Raw genomic sequence first — 20,459 nt, 5'->3', positions numbered from 1 at the left:
ATGACAGAGCCTTTATTTCCTGAACCTTTAGAAGAATTGATGGCAGGTTATGTACTTGGCAACCTTAGCTCTGAAGAAGCTGAGGAATTAAGCCGAGTGCTGAAAGAAAATCCTGAATTAGCTACAGAGGTAGCTAGTTTACAGGAAGTTTTAGAAGTCATGCCTTATGCTTTACCTGATATCGCACCGCCATCACATCTTTATGACTCTATTTTAGAAGCTGCTGCAACAACTACTGTTGCATTCCCAAACAAGATTGTTGCAGCAAATCCTCACCCATTGCTTCGGGAAAAACTAAAACTATTTTCTCTAAGATGGAGTCCTATTATTGGTAGCGTAGCAGCACTATTAGCTTTAGCTATTGGTTTAGATAACTACCGACTCAGACAACAAATAACGACGCTTGAGGCTCAGGTTGTGCGACAAAAAGATGTGATTGCGATGTTGCAACAACCGAATACTCATCTAGTTTCTCTTAAAGGTATGGCTCAAGCCTCTGCTGCTTCTGGTAGTATTGTTGTTACACCCGGAGAACCTAAAGCTGTTTTAATTTTAAAGAATCTTCCGGTTTTACCCAAGGGTCAATTTTATCAATTATGGTCGGTTATTAATGAGGAAACAGTGGCTTGGGAGCAGTTTAATACTAATGAAAAAGGCACTGTTTTTGTCAAGCTTTCTCTGCCTACTAATGGGGAAGTAACTACATTAGTTGTGACTGTTGAAGCATCGCCTTTACTTAAAAATCCGGCTGGGCCTATGGTGATGACGGGGAGTTTATAATTGGTAATTGGTGATTGGTAATTGGTAATTGGTAATCGCTAATTGTTAGTTGTTAGTTGTTAGTTGTTAGTTGGTAATTGGTGATTGGTAATTGGTAATTACCATCCTCCCCATCTCCCCCATCTCCTCCTCTTTCCCTAGTCCCTTCTTCTTAAATGTATCGAGTTAACTGTATGCGATAACGATCTTTTTTCGTAACCATAACTTCCCCAATTTCTAATCGCCCTTTACCACGAATAGCAACTAAATCTCCAGACTTAATAATATGGCTAGATTGGGCGATATCTTTCCAGTTAACTCGCACATCTCCACCTTCAATTAAATCAACCATTTTGCTACGAGACATCCCGAATCCAGCAGATGCGATCGCATCCAATCTCATTGATGCTTCTACTGTTGTTAATTCCTTCTTTTTAGGTTCCTTAATCTTCAGTTCGCTCAACTCTATCCGCTGAATTTGTACGGGAACAGAACGAACTTGCTTTAAGTGCATCTCTAAATATTCTACCAGTTCTGGCACAACTATTGCTTGTGATCCCCTTTCCCCTAAAACTATGATATCGCCAGTCTTTTCTCGGACAATTCCAGAACCCAAGATAGATCCTAAAAAGTCGCGGTGAGATGCGGTATCAAAGAGGAAATTACCAGCTATTTCTAAGGCTGCAACACTTACGCTAGAATTGTCTAAAGGAAGTTCAGAACGCGCGATCGCAAGTCTTTGACGTTCCGCCTGTGGATAGCCTCCCCAAGCAATTAGTTGTACTTCTGTTAATCGACTAAATACCTTTTGTGTCTCCGCTAACTCAGGGGGAGAAAGAAAATCAGTCAGGCTAATTTCCCAAGTTTTGAGTGCTTGCTCAGCTTGGTCGATCGCACGGGCCACACACTCACGATTTTCAATTCCTTTTAACAGTTCTTCTCTTGGTAACATCTTCTGATTTTAGATTAAGGTAGCTTGCTTTCATTTTATGTAACGCCGCCCTTGGTTGCTGTAAAGATACCGCCCAGAGGCGGCGTTACAAACAGTTTTGCGTAATTCTTAAAAGTATATTATAGCGTAATTTCCCATTTTAATAAGCCTTCTTCACAACTTTTTAATTGCATTCCCACTTTTTCTAAAATCCGTTTTGATGCTAAATGGTCTTGAGGGCAAGTAGCGAGAATTTTATGTAAATTCGTTTGAGTTAATGCCCAATTAACCAGTGCTTGTATCGCTTCAAAACCGTAACCTTGGTTTTGATAAGCAGGCAGAACATTGTAACCCATTTCAACTATTCCCTGCTCATTTTTGCCACCAAAGCCTAAATCGCCAATAATAGTATTTTCTCTACTATGAATCATTAACCAAGCGCCCCAACCTAACTGTAACGGATCGGCAGCTAACTGAGCAAAAAAGGGTAAAACTTCTTCTACCTCTGACCAAGGCCAATCGCTAGGAATCTTGACATTTAAGAGCTTTTCTATCTGAGATTTGTCAGCGATTGCGGCTTCTGCAACTTCCAGTGAATAAGGAATAAGTTCTAGACGTTCTGTTTGGATTTTCACCAAAGTATGCTCCTCATAATATTTTTGGAGGATTCCAATTAACTAAAGATATTAGGATCGGAGTAACTCTGCATATTTTCAGGATCGAATTGCCGGAGAATAGGTGTAGCTTGGCGTGTGAGAGTTTCATTGCCGTTAACAACTACTAGATATTTGCCTGCATTTAAGCGATTGCGAAAAGGTAAAGCGTCGCCAGATATTAAACCAACACCGCCTCCAACAAAAATACTTCCCAATACTCCAGAAAGAGCTCCTAAAATACCGCCGATGATGTGATCGCCAAGTTCACCGGCAAAGGCAAAAGTCTTTAAGCCAGTAATCAAGCTAAAACAAAATCCGGCAAAAAATCCAAAGGGTACAAGCCAAATTGCCATGAATTTAGCTTGTTTGATAGCTTGTTCTTTGGGGTCAATTAAGCCATATTCATCAGCGCTTTTATAGCCTCTGCCTAAGATGCTAATTTGCTTCATGGGCAAGCCTTCTTTTTCGAGGGCAGAATAAGCAGCTTCGGCTTGAATTCGGTCGGGGAGTATGGCAACTAGATAATACATAACTCAAATTGTTAGTAGTTAGTGGTTAGTTGTTATTTGTTATTTGTTAACTGTTAACTGTTAACTGTTAACTGCTATAACTTGTCGGGTGGGCGATCGCCACAAACAGCCTGTAAGCCACTATATATGTTTGAGGCTATTGTGTAGCCTACGTTTAACTCATGTCCGACTGCTTTGATAGTGCGCGATCGCACTAGATCCCATAAATGATGACACTATCACATTCAGCAGCACCGCCAGCACTCGCCCCGAAGGAAAACAGACCCGAAGGAAAACAGGCCCGAAGGAAAACAGAAATTACGCAAAAGCACCACGTAATGCCGCTCTCTGGGCGGTATCTTTACCATCCAGAGGGCGGCGTTAGAGATACTTTTGCGTAAGTCCCATGATGAATTATAGCGATAAAAGACTTACTAGGTAAGGACTTGAGGGATTTTAAATGGATTTTTCAAGGAAAAGCTAAAATCTTTCCAGCAAAAGACAGTACATAGACCCCTGATACAGATACAATTGCATACTGCGGAAAGCTTTGTTTACTTTGCCCCACCTGCTATGCCAAAGGTTCTTGTCTCCGATCCCATTGATGCTGCTGGACTTGATATTCTGTCCCAAGTTGCTCAAGTTGATGTAAAAACTGGTTTACCACTAGAGGAACTGGTGCGAATTATCCCAGAGTATGACGCTCTGATGATCCGTTCCGGCACTCAAGTTACTAAAGAAATAATTGAAGCAGCCAATCAGCTTAAAATCATCGGTCGGGCTGGCGTGGGGGTCGATAATGTAGACGTACCCGCCGCTACTCGCAAAGGTATCGTAGTTGTCAATTCCCCAGAAGGTAACACGATCGCGGCCGCCGAACACGCGATCGCCATGATGTTAGCCATCTCCCGCTACATCCCCGATGCCGATAACTCCGTGAAAAACGGCAAGTGGGAACGCAATCGCTTTATGGGCGTTGAAGTTTACAAAAAAACTCTCGGTATCGTCGGTTTAGGCAAAATTGGTTCTCATGTCGCCGCCGCCGCCAAAGCGATGGGGATGAAATTGCTAGCTTATGACCCCTTCATCTCCACCGAACGCGCCGAACAGATTGGCTGTAGATTGGTAGAGTTAGAATTGCTCATGCGTGAATCCGACTACATCACGCTGCACATTCCCAAAACTCCAGAAACTTATCACCTGATTAACGCTGAAGTCTTGGAGAAGATGAAGCCCACCGCCCGGATTATCAATTGTGCCAGAGGCGGTATCATCGACGAAACAGCCCTAGCAAAAGCCTTAGAAGAGGGTCAAATTGCGGGTGCAGCTTTAGATGTTTACGAAAACGAACCTCTACAAGCTGATTCTCCACTGCGATCGCTCGGTCAAAAAGCCATCCTCACACCCCACTTAGGAGCCTCGACAGCGGAAGCTCAGGTGAATGTCGCGATCGATGTCGCCGAACAAATTCGAGACGTGCTCCTGGGCCTGCCAGCCCGGTCTGCGGTGAATATTCCTGGCATCTACCCGGATGCGATCGAAAAGCTCAGACCTTACTTGCAATTAGCCGAAACCCTGGGCAATTTGGTCAGTCAACTAGCGGGAGGACGAGTCGATTACCTGAATGTTCTTCTCCAAGGAGAACTTGCCAACAATCAAAGTCAGCCAGTAGTCGTGGCCGCCCTTAAAGGCCTCCTATCTCAAGCACTGCGCGAACGAGTAAACTACGTCAATGCCAGCATCGAAGCCAAAGAGCGCGGCATTCGCGTAATCGAGACACGAGATGCCTCCGTCCGCGACTACGCAGGCTCTTTGCGATTAGAAGCTAAAGGAACTCTTGGCGAGCACACCGTCACTGGGGCCGTACTCGGTGAAGATGAAATTCGGATCACCAGCGTCGATGAATTCCCCGTGAACGTTTCTCCGAGTCGCCATATGTTATTTACCTTGCACCGCGATATGCCAGGAATTATTGGCAAACTTGGTTCCCTATTGGGCAGTTTTAATGTCAATATTGCCAGTATGCAAGTAGGTCGCAGAATCGTGCGCGGAGATGCAGTAATGGTACTGAGCCTTGATGACCCTCTGCCAGAAGGAATATTGGCCGAGATTATCAAACTTGCAGGTATTCGAGATGCTTACACGGTAACTCTTTAGCAATAAAAAGTTAAAAATTAAAAATTAAAAATGCAGCATCCCAATTTTTAATTTTTAATTTTTAATTTTAATTAATTTATGGCACATAGCTGGTGGGAAATTCGAGTTATTTGCGATCCGGGGTTAGAAGATATAATCTTCTGGCGCTTGGAAAATTTTGGCTGTCGGGGAACTGCCAGCGAGATGAAAAATAATTACTGTTTAATATCAGCCTACTTGCCGGAAGAACAGGCAGGTTTACTAGATTTAGCAGCTCTTTCTTTGTATCTGCGCCAAGATGCTCTTTGTTCCGGTTTGTCACTACCCGCTACTCAGTGGAATTTAATTGATGAAGAAGACTGGGCCAGCAGTTGGAAAGTACACTGGCAACCTCAAGAAATTGGCGATCGCTTTTTAATTTATCCCGCTTGGCTACCAGTACCCACAAATTCAGAAAGGCTTTTGCTACGTTTAGATCCTGGCATGGCTTTTGGCACAGGTACTCATGCCACCACTCAGTTATGTTTAGAGTCCTTAGAAATGCGGCTCGGTTTTGGCTCTAGTGAAAATGCTCCTATAATAGCTGATATTGGTTGCGGATCGGGAATTTTATCAATTGGATCGATTTTGTTAGGAGCTAAAAAAGCCTATGCTGTCGATACCGATCCCTTAGCAGTAGATGCTGCTATTAGTAATCGTAAACTTAACCGGATTCTCTCTCACCAGTTAAATGTAGAAGAGGGTACGATCGATCGTTTGATAAAAACGATTGATGGCCCTGTTGACGGTTTGATGTGCAATATTTTAGCAGAAGTTATTATTGATTTGATTCCACAGTTTGAGGCAATTTCAAAACCCACTACTTGGGGAGTTCTTAGCGGAATTTTGCTAGAACAAGCTAAGCCTATTGCTGATACTTTAGAGCAGCATGGTTGGGTAGTGGCGACATTGTGGCGGCGGCAAGATTGGTGCTGTTTTAATATTCGGAGGTCTTAAATTTTAAGACTTATGCTTCAAGGGGAGACAACGCGATTGTAGCAAAACTTTGGAGAAATGGTATTATTTTGGTACAGACCAAGAGCGAACTTCACCCAGAGTTACAGGAATTCTGTCGCTCACATCAACTGTAAACCGATAAACCCTCTTAGCCCTAAGTCCATTTTCTGAATCGAAAAACTTTAATATCACATCCCAACAATCGCTATTAATCCGACAAAACGGGCTTTTTTCTACTTCAATCGTATCGAGTTGCATTCCTCTGGAAATAGCTTCAGCGAAGCTCGAAGCAGCTTGGAAAGCATTAGTAACGGAAAAATTTAATGCCCTGTCTTTAGAAGTTTGTCCTAGATTTTGGAACTCAAAATAAACTTTATTTACGAAGCTAGTGAGAGCTTTTCGCATCGCAATTTCATCAACTTGCGGTGCTTGCGAAGCCACACTTTGCAAAGCTGCTTCGACTAAATTGTTGATTTTCCAACCGTACATTCCCCTGATATTGATTAAGGTAATTACGGGAATTTCTTGCCCCGAAAATAACTGCACGGTTTTATCAGTTGTTTTAGCGGGAATGCTGACTCGTTCGATAAAATCATCGCTGTCTTCCGGTTCAATTTGCCCCGCTAACATCATAATTAATATTTCGTAGACATCCGCAGCAAAGCCCTGTCTGGGTTCTAAGACATAAATGGGGGTAAGTTCTTGATTGAGCGTCCAAATCAAGGCTTTGGCTTCACTGGGATTTTGTGACAGATAATCGACCATTTGACTGGCATCATAGGGATTAGGGGGAATTACTGTGCCGTCAATTTCAAATGCAGGCATTAGCTGTTTGAAGGTGTCGCGTCTGGCTTCGCTACCGAAGTCGTAACCGATAGTTCCCAAGGCGTAGACGAGTTTTGAGGTGGCGCTGGGGGTGATGCCTTCGGCGGGTTGACTGAGGGTGAGGTTGGCAACGGTTGTATTGGATGGCTGCACTGTGCCAGAGTTTGCCGGAGAATCAATTCTGTAGTTCATAGCAGAAGCCTGTTCAAACGGACTGTTAATTGAGGCTTCAACAGAGGGAATTTCTGGGCGATTACTGGCATTAATACTGGAAGTCAGCGGGCTTTCAATGGGGTTTTCAGTCCTCTTTAAAGGACTTTCACTATTAGCCTGGATAACGATTTCTGAGTGCGATTGAACTGGGGTTAACTCTTTTCCAGTTAGTAACTGATAAGCGCCTGGAATATTCAATTTCCCCCTTAAACAGCGTTCCGGTTCTTCTATTTCTTCCGGGTCACAAGGAATGGCACTATTTAAAATAGCTTGACGCACCGCTTCGGCATTGGGTTTTTCCCCGCGTTGCAGTTGCAGACTTAGGAACAATGCCGATACACCTGTGACGATGGGAGCCGCACAACTCGTACCTTGACTAAGTTTGGTTTCTTCAGTTGTAGGTTGTGCGCCGAGAATGTTTTCTCCGGGAGCTAAAATTCCGTCATGCTGGTAATTACCGCCCCAGTTGCTGTAGTTGGCAGGTTTTCCATTGTCTTTCATCATGCCGGCACCCAGAACACCGGGTAAAATGGCGGGAATGCACCAACATTCACCTTTATCATTACCTGTAGGGGCAACAATCAGAATATTGTTATCCTGGCAGTTTTTCACTGCTCTAGCTAACAAGTCATGGGCAATACCCGTTTGAGTGGCACAGCAAGCCGCACAGTGAATGATGTTTGCTCCCAGTTTCATTGCTAATTCAAAGGCGCGGGTAAGATTAATTGGAGAGATAAACTCACCATTGTCGCCAGTAGTGTTGATAGGAATATTAATGGCGCGACAGCGAGGGGCAATTCCGGGAACGGGTGAGCCGTGTTGACCAATAATGGTACTGATGATGTGAGTAGCGTGAAAGTTTCCTTTTAGGCGATTGAGAATTGCTTCGGGGACGGCAGCTTGTAGTTTTTTGGCTTTGGCTTCGCCTTTTTCGCCACTCTTTTCAATCTCTAGAAAAGCCTCGTAATATTCTAGAGCAATGGGTTCTGGGGTTTCGTGCCAGTAAGGGAAAATTTTGCTGATGTTTGCCCCTTGGAAGCAAGAGCGCTCTAGGTCAGCGTTACCATCAAGAATAACAATGGTAATTTCATGGTCGCCTTTTGTATGCGCCCAAAGGTCATAGAGTCCAGGTAGCTTATCTGCGTTGTTCATCGGAGCAGCAGATGGAGTTATAAAGTTGGTTAGATTGGGAACTACGAGATTGGAGGAAGTGAAGGATGTACTTCCCTTACTCTCTATACTTCCCTGCTCCCCTGCTTCCCTGCTCTCCTGCTCCCCTGCTCCCTCTCTCCCCTGCGCTTCTACTTTCCGGGAAATTGAACCGAGCATAAATTCGCCGACGGCTGATTCTTCGTAGTAATCCAGTCCGGTAATTTGTGCGAACCTATCGCTATTTCCTGCTCCTAATGCACAGGGGGCGAGGTTCATGTCAGTAGCAACTAAGTAGAGGTTTTCATACAACACTCCAACGTGCTTTAATACTAAGGCATAAGCTAAGGATTTATATTTACAGAAAAGTCTGCCAAACCGAGCGGTAATAATTAGTAAAACTTGGGGGGTGTCTTGTTCGCCGCTAGATAAACGAGCATCTGCAATTAAAGCGGCTACTTCTGGATTGTAGTCGGCAATTTGCTCTAATTGATGGTTGAGGGGGTCATAATGATACAATCCGGCATCCAATCCTTCACACTGCTGGACAACAGGATAAATTTCTAGTTCGTATCGCGCACCACCACAGGGGTAAGGACGGCGACTGACTTCGCCTACTTCTTCCATTTGATAAACTTCTGTTACTCTGGCGCAGCGATAGAGTAGTTCGCCTAATTGTTCAATGGTGATGGGATAATCGTCATATTCTCGAATGGATTGCCTGGTTTCTATTGCTTGGGTTAAGGAACTATCGGTTTGGGCTAATAATTCTAAGTTAGGGCGAAAAAGAGGAATAATTTTCTCGCTCATGGGCGGTTTGACGATGGGAAATAATTCCCTTTGTTCCCAATGTTCGATTGATGCTGTTTGATAATCGTGTCTGCCGTCACGACTGCGACTGTGAAACAGCAGGTTGTGAAATTCCCATAGTTCTAATTTTAATGGTTCGGGTTCTATTGATAAGAATTGAGTGGCTAATAATAGATGAATAAATTTTTGAATTGTTTCGGTTTCAATATGGGGAAAGGCTACACTAATGGTTGTTATGGTTTGCGATTGGGATAATAAACTGATGATGGCGCTGGCTTGGCTATCGAATAGGGTAATTCTAAATTTGGAGAGGGGTGATTCTAACACCATTTTGCCGCCGAGTTGATGTAGATAAGCAAAACGGGAGAGGGTAAAGGTTGTGTGTTGCCAATCTATTTCCGGGTAATCCAATGTTGCCGCTTCTACCATTGGGATAGCTGTGGCTAGGGGTAAGATTGAATATTCAGGAAAACTTGATGGTGCGATTTGTGGCAGGGAAGGATTCAATTGTTCTTTCACCACTTTTCCATTTGGCTCGATGGCAAGTTGTTTCAGTTTTTTCTTGTCCATTTTAGTTTCCTACTTTTTGAGAAGTTTTTCGGACTTTGACTTGGAAAATAGAAGTAAAAACCGAAAAAGCCGTTAAAATGGCATCGGCATCGGATTCATTTCCTCTTCCAAACGTGGCGCAGATAACCAACCCAGTTTTACAGGGACATCATACAATCTTCCTGCCCCAAAACGCGACCAAAAATGGCGCAATCCTGGCACAATAACCTTAACTACATTTAACCGAATATCCGGGCGAGTTTGGTCGAGTACCAAGGTTTCCAATCCGGCATTTTTGGCAATTTCCACACAAGTCATTACATCTTCATAGATGTCATCGCTCCAAAGTTGGGGGTAATCGCTATAAACTTTAGGAGTAACATTGGGGTCAAAAGCAAGATAAGGTTGATTTTCTAAAGTGGCATTTAATAACCAATCTCGCCATGCCCCTTCTAACTTTTCGGCTTCTACTTTATCCAACTCCAAACCGATTTGATTTACTTCTGTAACGGCGCGTAAAATGGCAATTTTTGGGTCTAAATGTGCGCCATATCCAGCAATAATTCTTTCTGCACCGCCATCAATGCGCCGAGACACGCCAGCAAAAGCGGGAATACCTGAATCGGCAGTTAAATCGAGCACCCAAAGTTCTCTGCCATTATTTTGATAATAAGTTTGCAGTTCTAAAAAATAAGGCTCATCAAAACTGGCTAAATTTACTGCCGGACGTTGCAGACGATTGTACCACCATATTCCGACGCTATCCCGTTCGATTAATTCCATAAACCCTTGCAAAATCGCTTCTTCTAAAGTGTTCCCAGCAGCGTTACCGTTGGAATCTGCTTTACAGAAACGGTGGTCTTTGGGCGATGGATAATCGTAATAACAGTAAGCAGTGGGTAAGTATTTATGGGTTTGTTCCGTTAGCGACCAAACGGGTGTCCAGTCAATCGATTGGCTTTCATCAAAAGTTTGGGGAATCCAATCGTGGGCGACAGTATTTTTCTCGTTCAATGCTTCCCGATTTTCATATTGGCGGGGACTGAAATGCAAACATCGGTATGGATGAATTGCTTTTTCTCCTAGTTCTGCCAAAGTTGCTTGTTTCCGGGGTTCGTCGCCTTGGAAAATCCCCGAATAGCGTTCGACTGCTTCACAGAAACCACTGGCTTTTGATTGGCGGTCGGTTTTTCCCTTACCGGAACTTTTATGGCGCAAAACGTGGCGCAGTCCTTTCAAAGAGGTGGCGCTGCCGAAACTGTGAACGGCGCTGTAGGTATGGACGAGGGGATTGTTGGGGTCGGAAACGCGGACTAGGGCGGTGACGACTCCGGTAATCGGACTAATTAAATGTTGGTGGTTTTGTACGGTTTGGTCGGGGGTGACGGAACGATGACCGCCATCGCTGGTAAAGTGTTTGGCCAGGGGACGCAGGGTAACGGGTTGAAAACCTATTTCAGTTAACAGTTGCGGATTGCCACAGGCGGAACATTGGGGACGGTGAGGCAGGGTGTGGGTTTGCAGTTCTAGGGAGATTTGGTTGAAGGTGAGAATTTTCCCTTTCAGATTGGTGGCAGTTTGCTGTTGCACAACCCATTTGGCGATTTCAGTGGTGGTGAGTTGTAGGGCGGTTTGCACAGTGGAGGGGAGTGTGGCGCGGGCGGTGGGGAGGCAACCGGAGATACCCCCCTGTCCCCCCTTAGTAAGGGGGGGAGAAGAGTTTGACCCCTCCTTAGTAAGGGAGGGAGAAGTAGGGGTTTGCCGGCTCTGATTTAGGGAGAGTTTGGCTTTCTGGTGCAAAATGGAGGTTTCTACTTCCCGATTTCCCCGCAAGCGATGGGCGAGGCATTGCCAGCAACCTGTTTCTTGAGGGATGAAAATTGGCCCTAGCCAGAGGATGTTACCAGCCGGTTTGACCAGAAGCCAAGGTTGATTGGTTTGTAGGGCTATTTGGTTGATTTTGGCTAGGTCGGGTTGTAGGTAATCGTCGGTGAGAACTGCTAACAGGGTATAGGGGGATGTAGACTGCTGGGTTTCCCAAGGTTGGGTATGAATGCCAACTGCTGTTAGGGAAGCGGCTAGGGGTTCTGGGGAGATTTCCCCAACTGCGGTGAGGGCAATTTTTGCTTGCTGTAGGGATTGGGCGGCGGTGGGGGGGTCGATGCCCAAGGCACTCCAGAAGGCGGCGATTTCTGGCGATAAGTCGGGGGCGGCTTCTGTGAGGTAGCCTTTGGCTTGTAGTCGTTGCAGTACGTGGTCTATGTATTCGGGTGGAACTTGTCCGTCAAGTTTTTCGATGATGTCTTGTAGGCTGTTTTCACCGTTGAGGAGGGGAAGGATTTGGCAGTAGAGGCTTCCTGTGAGGGCGTGGGTGGAGTTTTCTTCGAGTAGGTAAACTTGTTTGGGTTCGATGATTTCGACGCGAAAATGGGGTTTGATTTGAAGGATTTTTGTCGAGTTCATGGAATTTTATCTAGCTCGAATTTTAAAAGGATTTAAAAGGAAATGTCAAGAAAAAATCGCGGATTTTGTAACCGCTACCAACCGAAAAGTAAGCCAGCCAGAAAGTACCATTGGGGAAATAAACTCCTAGCTGGCTTAAACCTCAAAGGAGGCAACGAAAAAGGAATTAGTAACTTTACTCCACCATCAGGCGGGTGCCAGGTATCCGAAACCCCTACATAAGGGTAGTTGCCCAGCGATTCATCGGGGCGAATCACGCTCCTAGAAAGGAGAAAAAACATTTTTGAGGAAATTAACAGATGCAGCTAGAGTGGAAATCTATTCTGCGTCTTCTCCGTCATAAGAACAGACTACACAATCACCCCAGGTATTACTACACGCATATTTATCCCCCCACGACGGTAGTACAGATGAACTATCCATCTGGGAGAGAGTTTCTTCGGACAGTTCTGCCAGTTCCGCTTGCTGTTGTCCAGTAGCGAGCCGGTTAACAGGTTGTGCCTGCTGGGGCATCAAGTTTTTGTTGTCCATGATAGGATTCTCCTAATATTTGGTTGATTGGTGTCCTGTTGTCGAGACTTACTCAGTAGAGCAATTGCCTCTCATAATACTATCTATCACTTGGTTGCCCAAGCAGTTTAGCATTTTCCTTCTTCCTTCTACTTAGTTGACCAAAATCACTCTTGTTTTACAGAGGCAAACCTAACGCGACTAGCTACCCTAGTTGCAGAGCTAGCGCCGATGGTTCCATCTCCGCACGCGGTACTCACGTTGCCAGTATTATTTTTGGTCAACGTTTGCTGATATTTGCATTATTTAGAATAATTTTTTTTAGAGTAGTAAAGTCGGATATTGTCAATTCTAGTCTTTTGCAACTCCCCTTGAGCTACACCTACCCACATGGAAGAGTAAACAGGTTGATTTTGATAAAAAGCATGGACTCTCTGTGCCGTATCATTTATTGGAAAATAACTCAACAAATCTTTTTTATCTTTCAGACAATAATATAGCACTGGCTCGGTATTATCTTTTGACAAACCAGTAAAGAATACACTTGATACTTTGAGAGGTTCTAGGACGAATGGGGGAAAGGTTTGCTGGAGAAAAGATTGGATATCTGGCTGTTGAAATTGTTTTTCGGTTAGTTCGCAATAAAGCTCAATCTCACTGCGACCATTTAAGTAGAAATCGAATCCAATCAGATGCACTGTTTGCAAGGCAATCCAGCGTTGAGCAGTAGAATCATTGCCATCAAGAGTTAAAGCCGCCTCTATTTTTTTCAAGTTTTCTGGATGGTCATTTAGCCGAATATGGATTTTCAAGCTAGAGTCAGAAATATTTGGTCGCAAATCCACTCCCGTTGTAATTCTAGTTACTTTGCTGAAGTCAAAAGATTTTCCGAGAAACTTGTGAAGTAAGTCATAGTTGAGTTGCACATCGACTCGACTTTCCACTTGACGAAAAAAGGTGAGAAATTCTGTTAGTTTTCTCTCAATCTCTTGCGAAGATAAAGCTACGAATCTTGCTGCCTGTAATTTATCCGCTTCAATTTTACAGGAGGCTTCTATTGTATCAATACCATCAGTTTTAGTAATAAAGTCTTGAAAAATATCTAGAGGATATAAAGGTTGAACATCAAATGCTTGTCGATGGGCATTGATACAATGTAGTTTTTGCTCTTGAGTTAACGGTTTCGGAAGGGTGAAGATAGGTCGAGTTGAGTCACTTGCTGATAAGATTATCATTGATTGTTAAGTTTTAATGGCTGCTATTCTATTATGATGAAAGTCTTGTTAGGTTTTAACTAGCATCATGAATAAATGCCCAGGAAACGCCGTAATTTAACAACTGGATATTTTTAAGATCGCCATTCGTTGCAATAGCGAGTTTAACTTAGCAAGGCGCGAGTGTTGTTAATTTGTTTCTTTATACAGTTAAAAAGGCATTGGATAAATACAAATTCAAACTCTACGTCCTTTGTATCATGTCCGATCGCATTCATTATCTGAGCGAACCTCCCCAACCCGATGATTTACCCAAAATTATGCACTTTCTCAATTGGTAAACTGCTATTTTTGAGGTTGAGGTAAGTGATAGAATTGGGGAGATGGGAGATTACTCGGCCTCGTCGAAGGAACACAACGGCCCCAAATTAAAGGTTGACCAATAATCACCACTAGAAACTGAACAATTACAACTCCCAAATTGACCCTGGGGTATCACTCCTGCATTGATGCTGCCTCCCGATGAGTCCTCTTGTTGCCAAAGAGCTTCTTCCGACAATTCTGCAAGCACATCCGGCAATTGTCCAGTAGTGATGCGCTCAATGGGTTGAGCTTGCTGGGGCATCAAGTTTTTCTTTTCCATTTGAGTTTTCTCCTTTGCTGCTTTTTGTGATTTTCTTCTTCTGTTGTGGAAGAAGCTGGTTGTGTGTCGCTTGTAGAAAGAGCGATCGCTAAAGCTTTTTTTGGGGGAGGGAGGCGATTGGGATTTATGGGCGATCGCACGCTGCGTGACTGCACCTACCGCAGCCCTGGAAGCTATTGCAAACTCTTGGGAATGAACTTTAAAGGAAATGTAACTACAAACAATACTTTTGTCAAGAATTTTCCTAATAAATAGGACGCAATTTTTTAGGAAAAGTAGGAATTGTCAAGGATTTTCTTTAAGTTTTATGAAAAAGCAGGAGAGCGATCGCCTTTCATGGTATTGTCTATAACTTGAAATTGCCCAAGCATTTTTTAAATGAATGCCCAAGCTCAAACAAATCCCAGAAATACAACAACTATGGGAAAGAACTAAGGGCGACTCTACCATTTGCATTGCCGTCCTCGATGGGGTAGTTGACCAAAATCACCCTTGTTTTACAGGGGCATCTTTAACGCGACTGCCTACCCTAGTTGCAGGGGAAGCTAGCACCAATGGTTCCATGTCCGCACACGGTACTCACGTTGCCAGTATTATTTTTGGTCAACTCGGTTCTCCCGTGCAGGGCATTGCGCCAAAATGTCGCGGTTTAATCGTTCCCGTATTTGCAGATGAACGACTGAAGCTATCGCAACTCGACTTATCTCGCGCCATTGAACAAGCCATAAATGCTGGGGCGCACATCATTAATATAAGTGGTGGACAACTCACCGACTTTGGGGAAGCCGAAGGTTGGCTGGAAAAAGCTGTGCGTCTGTGCAATGAACGTAACGTTTTAATAGTTGCCGCCGCCGGAAATGATGGTTGCGAATGCTTGCACGTTCCCGCCGCTATGCCAACTGTGCTAGCAGTCGGCGCAATGGACGAGTCGGGAAAACCCATCGACTTTAGTAACTGGGGAGAAACTTACCAAAGCCAAGGCATCCTCGCTCCCGGAGAAAACATTTTAGGAGCCAAACCAGGAGGTGGTACAATCCCACTCAGTGGCACCAGCTTTGCTACTCCCATCGTCAGCGGAGTTGCCGCTTTACTTCTGAGTCTGCAATTGCAACGGGGAGAAAAACCCAATCCCCAAAAAGTCAGGACAGCCTTACTAGAGACTGCCATACCCTGTTCGCCAACTGATACCATCGATACCGATCGTTGTTTAGTTGGCAAATTAAATATTGCTGGTGCTTTGCAATACCTGATAGGAGAAACCGTGTCAGAAGAATTAGAAACAGTTGCCGCCTCTGGTTGTGGCTGTGGCAGCCCCCAAACCAGTGATGCCCTACCTAATAGCCAAATCCCAGAAGAAGTTTTGATAACCGAACCTGCTGAAGTTGTTGCTGCAACTCCCGCACCCGTACCTACTTCTAATCTACCCGCATTTACTAATTCATCTACTCCCAGACAGATTGCCATGTCAAATCGCGCCTCTAATTACGTTACTGCCAGCCAAGCACCCAGCGAACTCGCCGATGCCAACTTGGTTTATGCTTTGGGAACCCTCGGTTATGACTTCGGTACAGAAGCAAGGCGCGACTCCTTTAAGCAACTGATGCCAGGAGCTACAATAGACAACACCGTGATTCCCGCGAACCCCTACGATGCGCGGCAGATGGTGGATTATTTAGCAGACACTCTTTCGGAAGCTAAAGCTTTAATTTGGACGCTCAACCTAGAATTGACCCCAATTTATGCTATCGAACCAGTAGGCGGTTTTGCTAGAGATGCCTATGCAGTATTGCAACAACTACTCGCAGGACAAATCTACCCAGAAGATAACGCAGAATACGTCGAACGAGTCAGCATCCCTGGCGTTTTATCTGGGCGCAGCATCAAGCTATTTTCCGGGCAAGTCGTTCCCGTAATTGAACTTTACAACATTCGCGGACTCTACGGCTGGAAAGTTAACAACTTAGTCAATGCGGCTATAAATACTGTACGAGCTACAGCCACAGACGCGCAAGAGGAGGCCATCCGTCGCACTCTCAGCAGCTTCCTCAACCGGATTTATTATGACTTACGCAATTTGGGCACCACTTCCCAAGATAGGGCGCTGAATTTTGCCGCTACTAATGCTTTCCAAGCGGCGACAACCTTTGCCCAAGCAGTGGCAGAGGGAATGGAATTAGATAGTATTACAGTAGATAAAAGTCCCTTCTCTCGTCCTGATAGCGATTGTTGGGATGTGAAACTAAAATTTTTCGATCCAGAAAATAGCCGCCGTGCTAAGAGGGTATACCGCTTTACTATAGATGTAAGCGATATTATTCCTGTTACCTTGGGCGATGTCCGTTCTTGGTCTACACCTTATTAATGCTTCTTTTTAAGTAGGTTGGGTTGTGCTGGGCTTCACCCAAGATCGAGTTTCAATAAGTATTTAGTTTTACTTGTTTGCACCCAACCTACGGACTTCCATTCTGACTAACTTACAGAGGAAAAAATGAGATTACCCAACCTTTCCCCCCCTGTGAAAAGACCTGATATTATCCATCCTCATCAAGCAGTAGATGTCATTCACGGAACAGTAGAAGATTTAGTCCGCATTCGCATGGATTTATTGTACGGAGCAAACTTTAACGACCCCGCCGCATTTGCCCACAGAAGTTATCAACAAGTTAAGTCTTCCAGTGGATGTAGGTGTCTGTAATGTTCTGCATCAGCAGTATATAGTTAACAGCAAGTGGAGAATTACGCACTATGGCTAAAAATTCCGAGAAAAACCAGCCAAAAGAAGCAGCTACAGAGGGGCAGGAATCTCAAGCAAAAAATGCCTCAGAAGCAGCCAATAAACTTGAAGAAGCCAAACAACATTTGTTAGCCACCGGACTTAAAAATAATGGCTTTTGGTGGGAGGAAATGCTCAAAAATCAAACAGCTTCAGAAAAAGAACCGAAACCATTCCGCCGGGGTCGGATTTCGTCTTAGCGAATAAGTGAGATTTTTCAGAAAGTTAAAAAAGACTTATTTAGAGAACAAAAAATCATGGCTGCAATCACTCGCCCTGAAAAAGAGGCTACCCTCGTCGATTTAGTAATTGTCATTGACACTAGCCCCTCAATGAAAGACAAAATCGACATTCTTAACCACGCCACAGAATCTGCTATCAAAAAAGCTAGTTTAAGCTGTCCGTGCGATTTACGAATTGAGTGGTTCGGTATTGAGGGAACTTGGGAAAATACCAATTTCCAGCAGACTTTGCGAGAATATCTGATTAATAATTGCGGAGTCGCTGAAACAGAAATACGAGGTCGTAAGCGCGGCGAGGTTCCCGCAAACGGCGCACAAGAGGACGGGGCTAGAGCTATTGAAGATATTTCCACTTACTTTAATTGGCGAGATGGTGCATCCCGTGCCATTTTTTATTTAGGTGACGAAGCTTTAGAAGGTGGTGGCGACAGTACCGAACAAGAGGATATTGAAGCAGCTAACCGCGCCATTGAAAAAGCCAGAAATGCTGGAGTTGTCGTTCATACTTATTTCGGAACATCTAAAAGCCAAGGACAAGATAAAACGGCGGCTGAGTACGTCCGCCTAGCACAAGAGACGGGCGGACATGGTTTTAGAAATCAAAATGCTATTGGTGGTTTTGCTGAGATTCTGAAAACGGTTATTTGCTCGACTAGAAATAGAGATACTACCCCTCAACTCGTTCCCGTTATCCCTGTTTACTTCGTGCAAGCGCAGCATTTAGTTGGTTTTTCAGCAACTAGCACCTCGTCAAGCACGAGTTCTACTACTCAAAACAAGTCGGTGGACTTGGTGATAGTCATCGATACCAGCGTTTCAATGAAAGACGAAGCTGAAGGCCTGAGCAATTCGGCAGAAGCGGCTATAAAAAAGGCTAGTTCAAGCTGTCCGAGCGATTTGCGAGTTGAGTGGTTTGGGCTGGAAGGAACTTGGAAAAATACCAATTTCCAGCAAACTTTGCGGGCATATCTAATTAATAGTTGCGGAGTTGCTGAAACAGAAATAAGAGGTCGCAAGCGCGGAGAAATTCCTGGTGGCGGAGCGCAAGAGGATGGAGCTAGGGCAATTGAGGATATCTCGACACACTTTAATTGGCGAGATGGTGCATCCCGTGCGATCTTTTATTTAAGTGATGAAGCTCTTGAAGGTGGTGACGATACCGAACAAGAGGATATCGAGGCAGCTAATCGCGCTATTGAAAAGGCTAAAAGTGCCGGGGCGATCGTTCATACTTATTTTGGAACGTCTAAAAGCAAGGGACGAGATAAAACGGCGGCTGAGTTCGCCCGTGTAGCACAAGAGACGGGTGGACAGGCTTTTACTGACAAAGATGCTTTGGGAGGATTTGCGGACATCCTTACCCAAATTATTTGTGTTTCTAGCGAAGCGAAAGTAGAGGAAACACAGCAGTTAATTCCTGTCGTGCCATTATATTTCGCTGCGGTCGTTGGCGGGGCGCTTGTATCTCAATCAACGCAGATGACAACGGTTCAACCCACAAATTCAACTGCTTCAGTAGCTAATACTGGGGGATTATTTTCTTTGAATCCAGCTAATTTAGTGGCTGCGCCCCAAAGTAGTATCTCAACGACAGCAGTAAATATGCCAATCTACATGATGGCAGTCCAACCGACGAATAGGGAAAGCGATCGCGCTACTTAACTGTAGCGACCTGCTTCAAATAAAAATTACTTATCACCCTCGGCCTAGAGATTTCAGGGGGAGTCAAAATCTGAGTACGCCCGTTATAGCAACCGCCACAACGCTTAGGAAAGGATAGATCGCCTACACCCTTTCTATTATTGCATTTTCCTCCTGCCCCCTGTCTCAAGCCGAACAGCCTCCTGCTATACCTTGAACTTTCACAGGCTTTGCCTCCAAAATGAAAGCCCCCCTATTATGAGACAAAAGATTGCAATCGCTGAATTAATTGTGGGGTCTGGAGTACCCCCTCAATCCGATCTACTTGTTGACCATTTTTAAACAGTACCAGCGTTGGTAAAGCGTGAATATGATACTCCGATGCTAAATCCTCGTATTTATCCGAGTCGATTTTGACAATCTGGAGGCGATCCTTCATTTGAGCATTAACCTCTTCCAGAATTGAGGCCATGATCTTGCAAGGGCCGCACCAAGTAGCATAAAAATCGACGAGTACAGGCAACTCAGAGCCTGATATTAACTCATCAAAACTGTTGAACTCCTTCTTTATTGCCATAGGAAAAAACAAATTTTTTGTGGTTATGGCTTATTTTAATGCAAAATTCTTAGAGCTGACATTGTGAGGAATTTTTATGGAAGTATTGCCAGAGTCGCTACAACGCTTGCGGGGTCAAGTGGCGATCGTTACGGGTGCATCGCGGGGAATTGGTCGGGCGATCGCCTTATCCTTAGCAGCAGAGGGTGCTAATGTGGCGGTAAACTACGCGAGATCTAATAGTGCTGCTGATGAGGTAGTGGCGGAAATTGTTGCTGCTGGGGGGGATGCGATCGCACTTTTAGCCGATGTATCCAAAGTTGACCAAGTAGACGCACTCACCAATAGCGTCATGGAAAAATGGGGTCGCATTGATATTTTAGTTAACAATGCTGGGATTACCCGCGATACTTTGTTACTGCGAATGAAACTGGAAGATTGGCAAGCAGTAATTGATTTGAATTTGACAGGCGTATTTTTGTGTACGAAAGCAGCTAGTAAAATTATGCTGAAGCAACGTAGCGGCCGAATTATTAATATTGCTTCAGTTGCCGGTCAAATGGGAAATCCCGGACAAGCTAATTATAGTGCTGCAAAAGCGGGAACAATTGGGTTTACTAAAACCATTGCCAAAGAGTTAGCAAGTCGGGGTATTACTGTAAATGCAGTTGCACCGGGATTTATTACCACAGATATGACAAAAGATATCAAATCTGATGACATTTTGAAATATATTCCTCTAGGTCGGTATGGTCTACCGGAGGAAGTTGCAGGGATGGTAAAGTTTTTGGCTGCTGATGCTGCTGCTGCTTACATTACGGGGCAAGTTTTTAATGTGGATGGGGGAATGGTGATGGCATAAAGATAGGATGACTTGACAGACT

Annotated in this window: 19 protein-coding genes; 10 read left to right on the top strand and 9 right to left on the bottom strand. The window is 44.4% G+C overall.

Annotated features, from left to right (window positions below):
• Window positions 1-780, top strand: a complete 780-nt coding sequence (locus OSCIL6407_RS0113270) for an anti-sigma factor (RefSeq protein ID WP_007355596.1) — start codon at window positions 1-3, stop codon at window positions 778-780.
• A 151-nt stretch (window positions 781-931) separates the two neighbouring features.
• Here OSCIL6407_RS0113270 and OSCIL6407_RS0113265 read toward each other — a convergent pair whose 3' ends face one another.
• The 3 genes from OSCIL6407_RS0113265 to OSCIL6407_RS0113255 form a co-directional block, all read right to left on the bottom strand.
• Window positions 932-1,711, bottom strand: coding sequence for a photosystem II S4 domain protein (locus OSCIL6407_RS0113265; protein WP_007355595.1), 780 nt, complete (start codon window positions 1,709-1,711; stop codon window positions 932-934).
• A gap of 119 nt (window positions 1,712-1,830) precedes the next feature.
• Window positions 1,831-2,325: a GNAT family N-acetyltransferase gene (locus OSCIL6407_RS30665; RefSeq protein WP_019487317.1), complete on the bottom strand. Its 495-nt coding sequence runs from the start codon at window positions 2,323-2,325 to the stop codon at window positions 1,831-1,833.
• A 38-nt stretch (window positions 2,326-2,363) separates the two neighbouring features.
• A complete protein-coding gene (locus OSCIL6407_RS0113255; RefSeq protein WP_007355593.1) occupies window positions 2,364-2,876 on the bottom strand; it encodes a hypothetical protein in 513 nt (170 codons plus the stop codon).
• Between the two features lie 206 nt (window positions 2,877-3,082).
• On the opposite strand from OSCIL6407_RS0113255, the gene OSCIL6407_RS35355 reads away from it, so the two are divergent.
• The 3 genes from OSCIL6407_RS35355 to prmA all read left to right on the top strand — a co-directional run bounded on the left by OSCIL6407_RS35355 (window position 3,083) and on the right by prmA (window position 5,987).
• Window positions 3,083-3,256: a hypothetical protein gene (locus tag OSCIL6407_RS35355; protein WP_155523395.1), complete on the top strand. Its 174-nt coding sequence runs from the start codon at window positions 3,083-3,085 to the stop codon at window positions 3,254-3,256.
• 172 nt (window positions 3,257-3,428) lie between these two features.
• Window positions 3,429-5,012, top strand: a complete 1,584-nt coding sequence (serA, locus tag OSCIL6407_RS0113250; protein ID WP_007355592.1) for a phosphoglycerate dehydrogenase — start codon at window positions 3,429-3,431, stop codon at window positions 5,010-5,012.
• A gap of 78 nt (window positions 5,013-5,090) precedes the next feature.
• Window positions 5,091-5,987 carry a 50S ribosomal protein L11 methyltransferase gene (gene prmA / locus OSCIL6407_RS0113245; RefSeq protein ID WP_007355591.1) on the top strand — a complete coding sequence of 299 codons (897 nt, stop codon included), beginning with the start codon at window positions 5,091-5,093 and terminating at the stop codon, window positions 5,985-5,987.
• A 63-nt stretch (window positions 5,988-6,050) separates the two neighbouring features.
• Here the strand turns inward: prmA and OSCIL6407_RS30660 are convergent, their stop codons facing one another.
• The 5 genes from OSCIL6407_RS30660 to OSCIL6407_RS0113215 form a co-directional block, all read right to left on the bottom strand.
• Window positions 6,051-9,554: a PatA/PatG family cyanobactin maturation protease gene (locus OSCIL6407_RS30660; protein ID WP_007355590.1), complete on the bottom strand. Its 3,504-nt coding sequence runs from the start codon at window positions 9,552-9,554 to the stop codon at window positions 6,051-6,053.
• A gap of 72 nt (window positions 9,555-9,626) precedes the next feature.
• Entirely contained in the window at window positions 9,627-11,996 is a 2,370-nt protein-coding gene (locus OSCIL6407_RS0113235; protein ID WP_007355589.1) for a TOMM precursor leader peptide-binding protein, read from the bottom strand.
• A 318-nt stretch (window positions 11,997-12,314) separates the two neighbouring features.
• Window positions 12,315-12,527 carry a DUF5837 family cyanobactin class RiPP gene (locus tag OSCIL6407_RS0113225; protein ID WP_019487314.1) on the bottom strand — a complete coding sequence of 71 codons (213 nt, stop codon included), beginning with the start codon at window positions 12,525-12,527 and terminating at the stop codon, window positions 12,315-12,317.
• Between the two features lie 281 nt (window positions 12,528-12,808).
• Window positions 12,809-13,741, bottom strand: coding sequence for a DUF5838 family protein (locus OSCIL6407_RS0113220; protein WP_007355588.1), 933 nt, complete (start codon window positions 13,739-13,741; stop codon window positions 12,809-12,811).
• A gap of 370 nt (window positions 13,742-14,111) precedes the next feature.
• Window positions 14,112-14,363, bottom strand: coding sequence for a DUF5837 family cyanobactin class RiPP (locus tag OSCIL6407_RS0113215; protein ID WP_007355586.1), 252 nt, complete (start codon window positions 14,361-14,363; stop codon window positions 14,112-14,114).
• 63 nt (window positions 14,364-14,426) lie between these two features.
• Between OSCIL6407_RS0113215 and OSCIL6407_RS0113210 the strand changes: the two genes are divergently transcribed.
• The 5 genes from OSCIL6407_RS0113210 (at window position 14,427) to OSCIL6407_RS0113195 (ending at window position 19,040) form a co-directional block, all read left to right on the top strand.
• Window positions 14,427-14,618 carry a hypothetical protein gene (locus OSCIL6407_RS0113210; protein WP_193789134.1) on the top strand — a complete coding sequence of 64 codons (192 nt, stop codon included), beginning with the start codon at window positions 14,427-14,429 and terminating at the stop codon, window positions 14,616-14,618.
• Window positions 14,619-14,745: 127 nt separating this feature from the next.
• The gene (locus OSCIL6407_RS0113205; RefSeq protein WP_007355585.1) at window positions 14,746-16,725 is read left to right on the top strand and encodes a S8 family peptidase; all 1,980 of its coding nucleotides are present in this window, start codon (window positions 14,746-14,748) and stop codon (window positions 16,723-16,725) included.
• Between the two features lie 126 nt (window positions 16,726-16,851).
• A complete protein-coding gene (locus OSCIL6407_RS32575; RefSeq protein WP_007355584.1) occupies window positions 16,852-17,058 on the top strand; it encodes a cyanobactin biosynthesis system PatB/AcyB/McaB family protein in 207 nt (68 codons plus the stop codon).
• Between the two features lie 50 nt (window positions 17,059-17,108).
• Window positions 17,109-17,336: a cyanobactin biosynthesis PatC/TenC/TruC family protein gene (locus tag OSCIL6407_RS0113200; RefSeq protein ID WP_007355583.1), complete on the top strand. Its 228-nt coding sequence runs from the start codon at window positions 17,109-17,111 to the stop codon at window positions 17,334-17,336.
• A 57-nt stretch (window positions 17,337-17,393) separates the two neighbouring features.
• Window positions 17,394-19,040 carry a hypothetical protein gene (locus tag OSCIL6407_RS0113195; protein WP_007355582.1) on the top strand — a complete coding sequence of 549 codons (1,647 nt, stop codon included), beginning with the start codon at window positions 17,394-17,396 and terminating at the stop codon, window positions 19,038-19,040.
• Between the two features lie 235 nt (window positions 19,041-19,275).
• Here the strand turns inward: OSCIL6407_RS0113195 and trxA are convergent, their stop codons facing one another.
• Window positions 19,276-19,596 carry a thioredoxin gene (gene trxA / locus OSCIL6407_RS0113190; RefSeq protein ID WP_007355581.1) on the bottom strand — a complete coding sequence of 107 codons (321 nt, stop codon included), beginning with the start codon at window positions 19,594-19,596 and terminating at the stop codon, window positions 19,276-19,278.
• 76 nt (window positions 19,597-19,672) lie between these two features.
• Here trxA and fabG point away from each other — a divergent pair, with 76 nt between their 5' ends.
• Window positions 19,673-20,437 carry a 3-oxoacyl-[acyl-carrier-protein] reductase gene (gene fabG, locus OSCIL6407_RS0113185; RefSeq protein WP_007355580.1) on the top strand — a complete coding sequence of 255 codons (765 nt, stop codon included), beginning with the start codon at window positions 19,673-19,675 and terminating at the stop codon, window positions 20,435-20,437.
• Window positions 20,438-20,459 lie beyond the last annotated feature (22 nt).

Source organism: Kamptonema formosum PCC 6407 (assembly GCF_000332155.1).
Classification (GTDB): domain Bacteria; phylum Cyanobacteriota; class Cyanobacteriia; order Cyanobacteriales; family Microcoleaceae; genus Kamptonema; species Kamptonema formosum.
The sequence above is the reverse complement of the archived record's forward strand: the minus strand, read 5'-3'. Positions and strand labels throughout refer to the sequence as shown.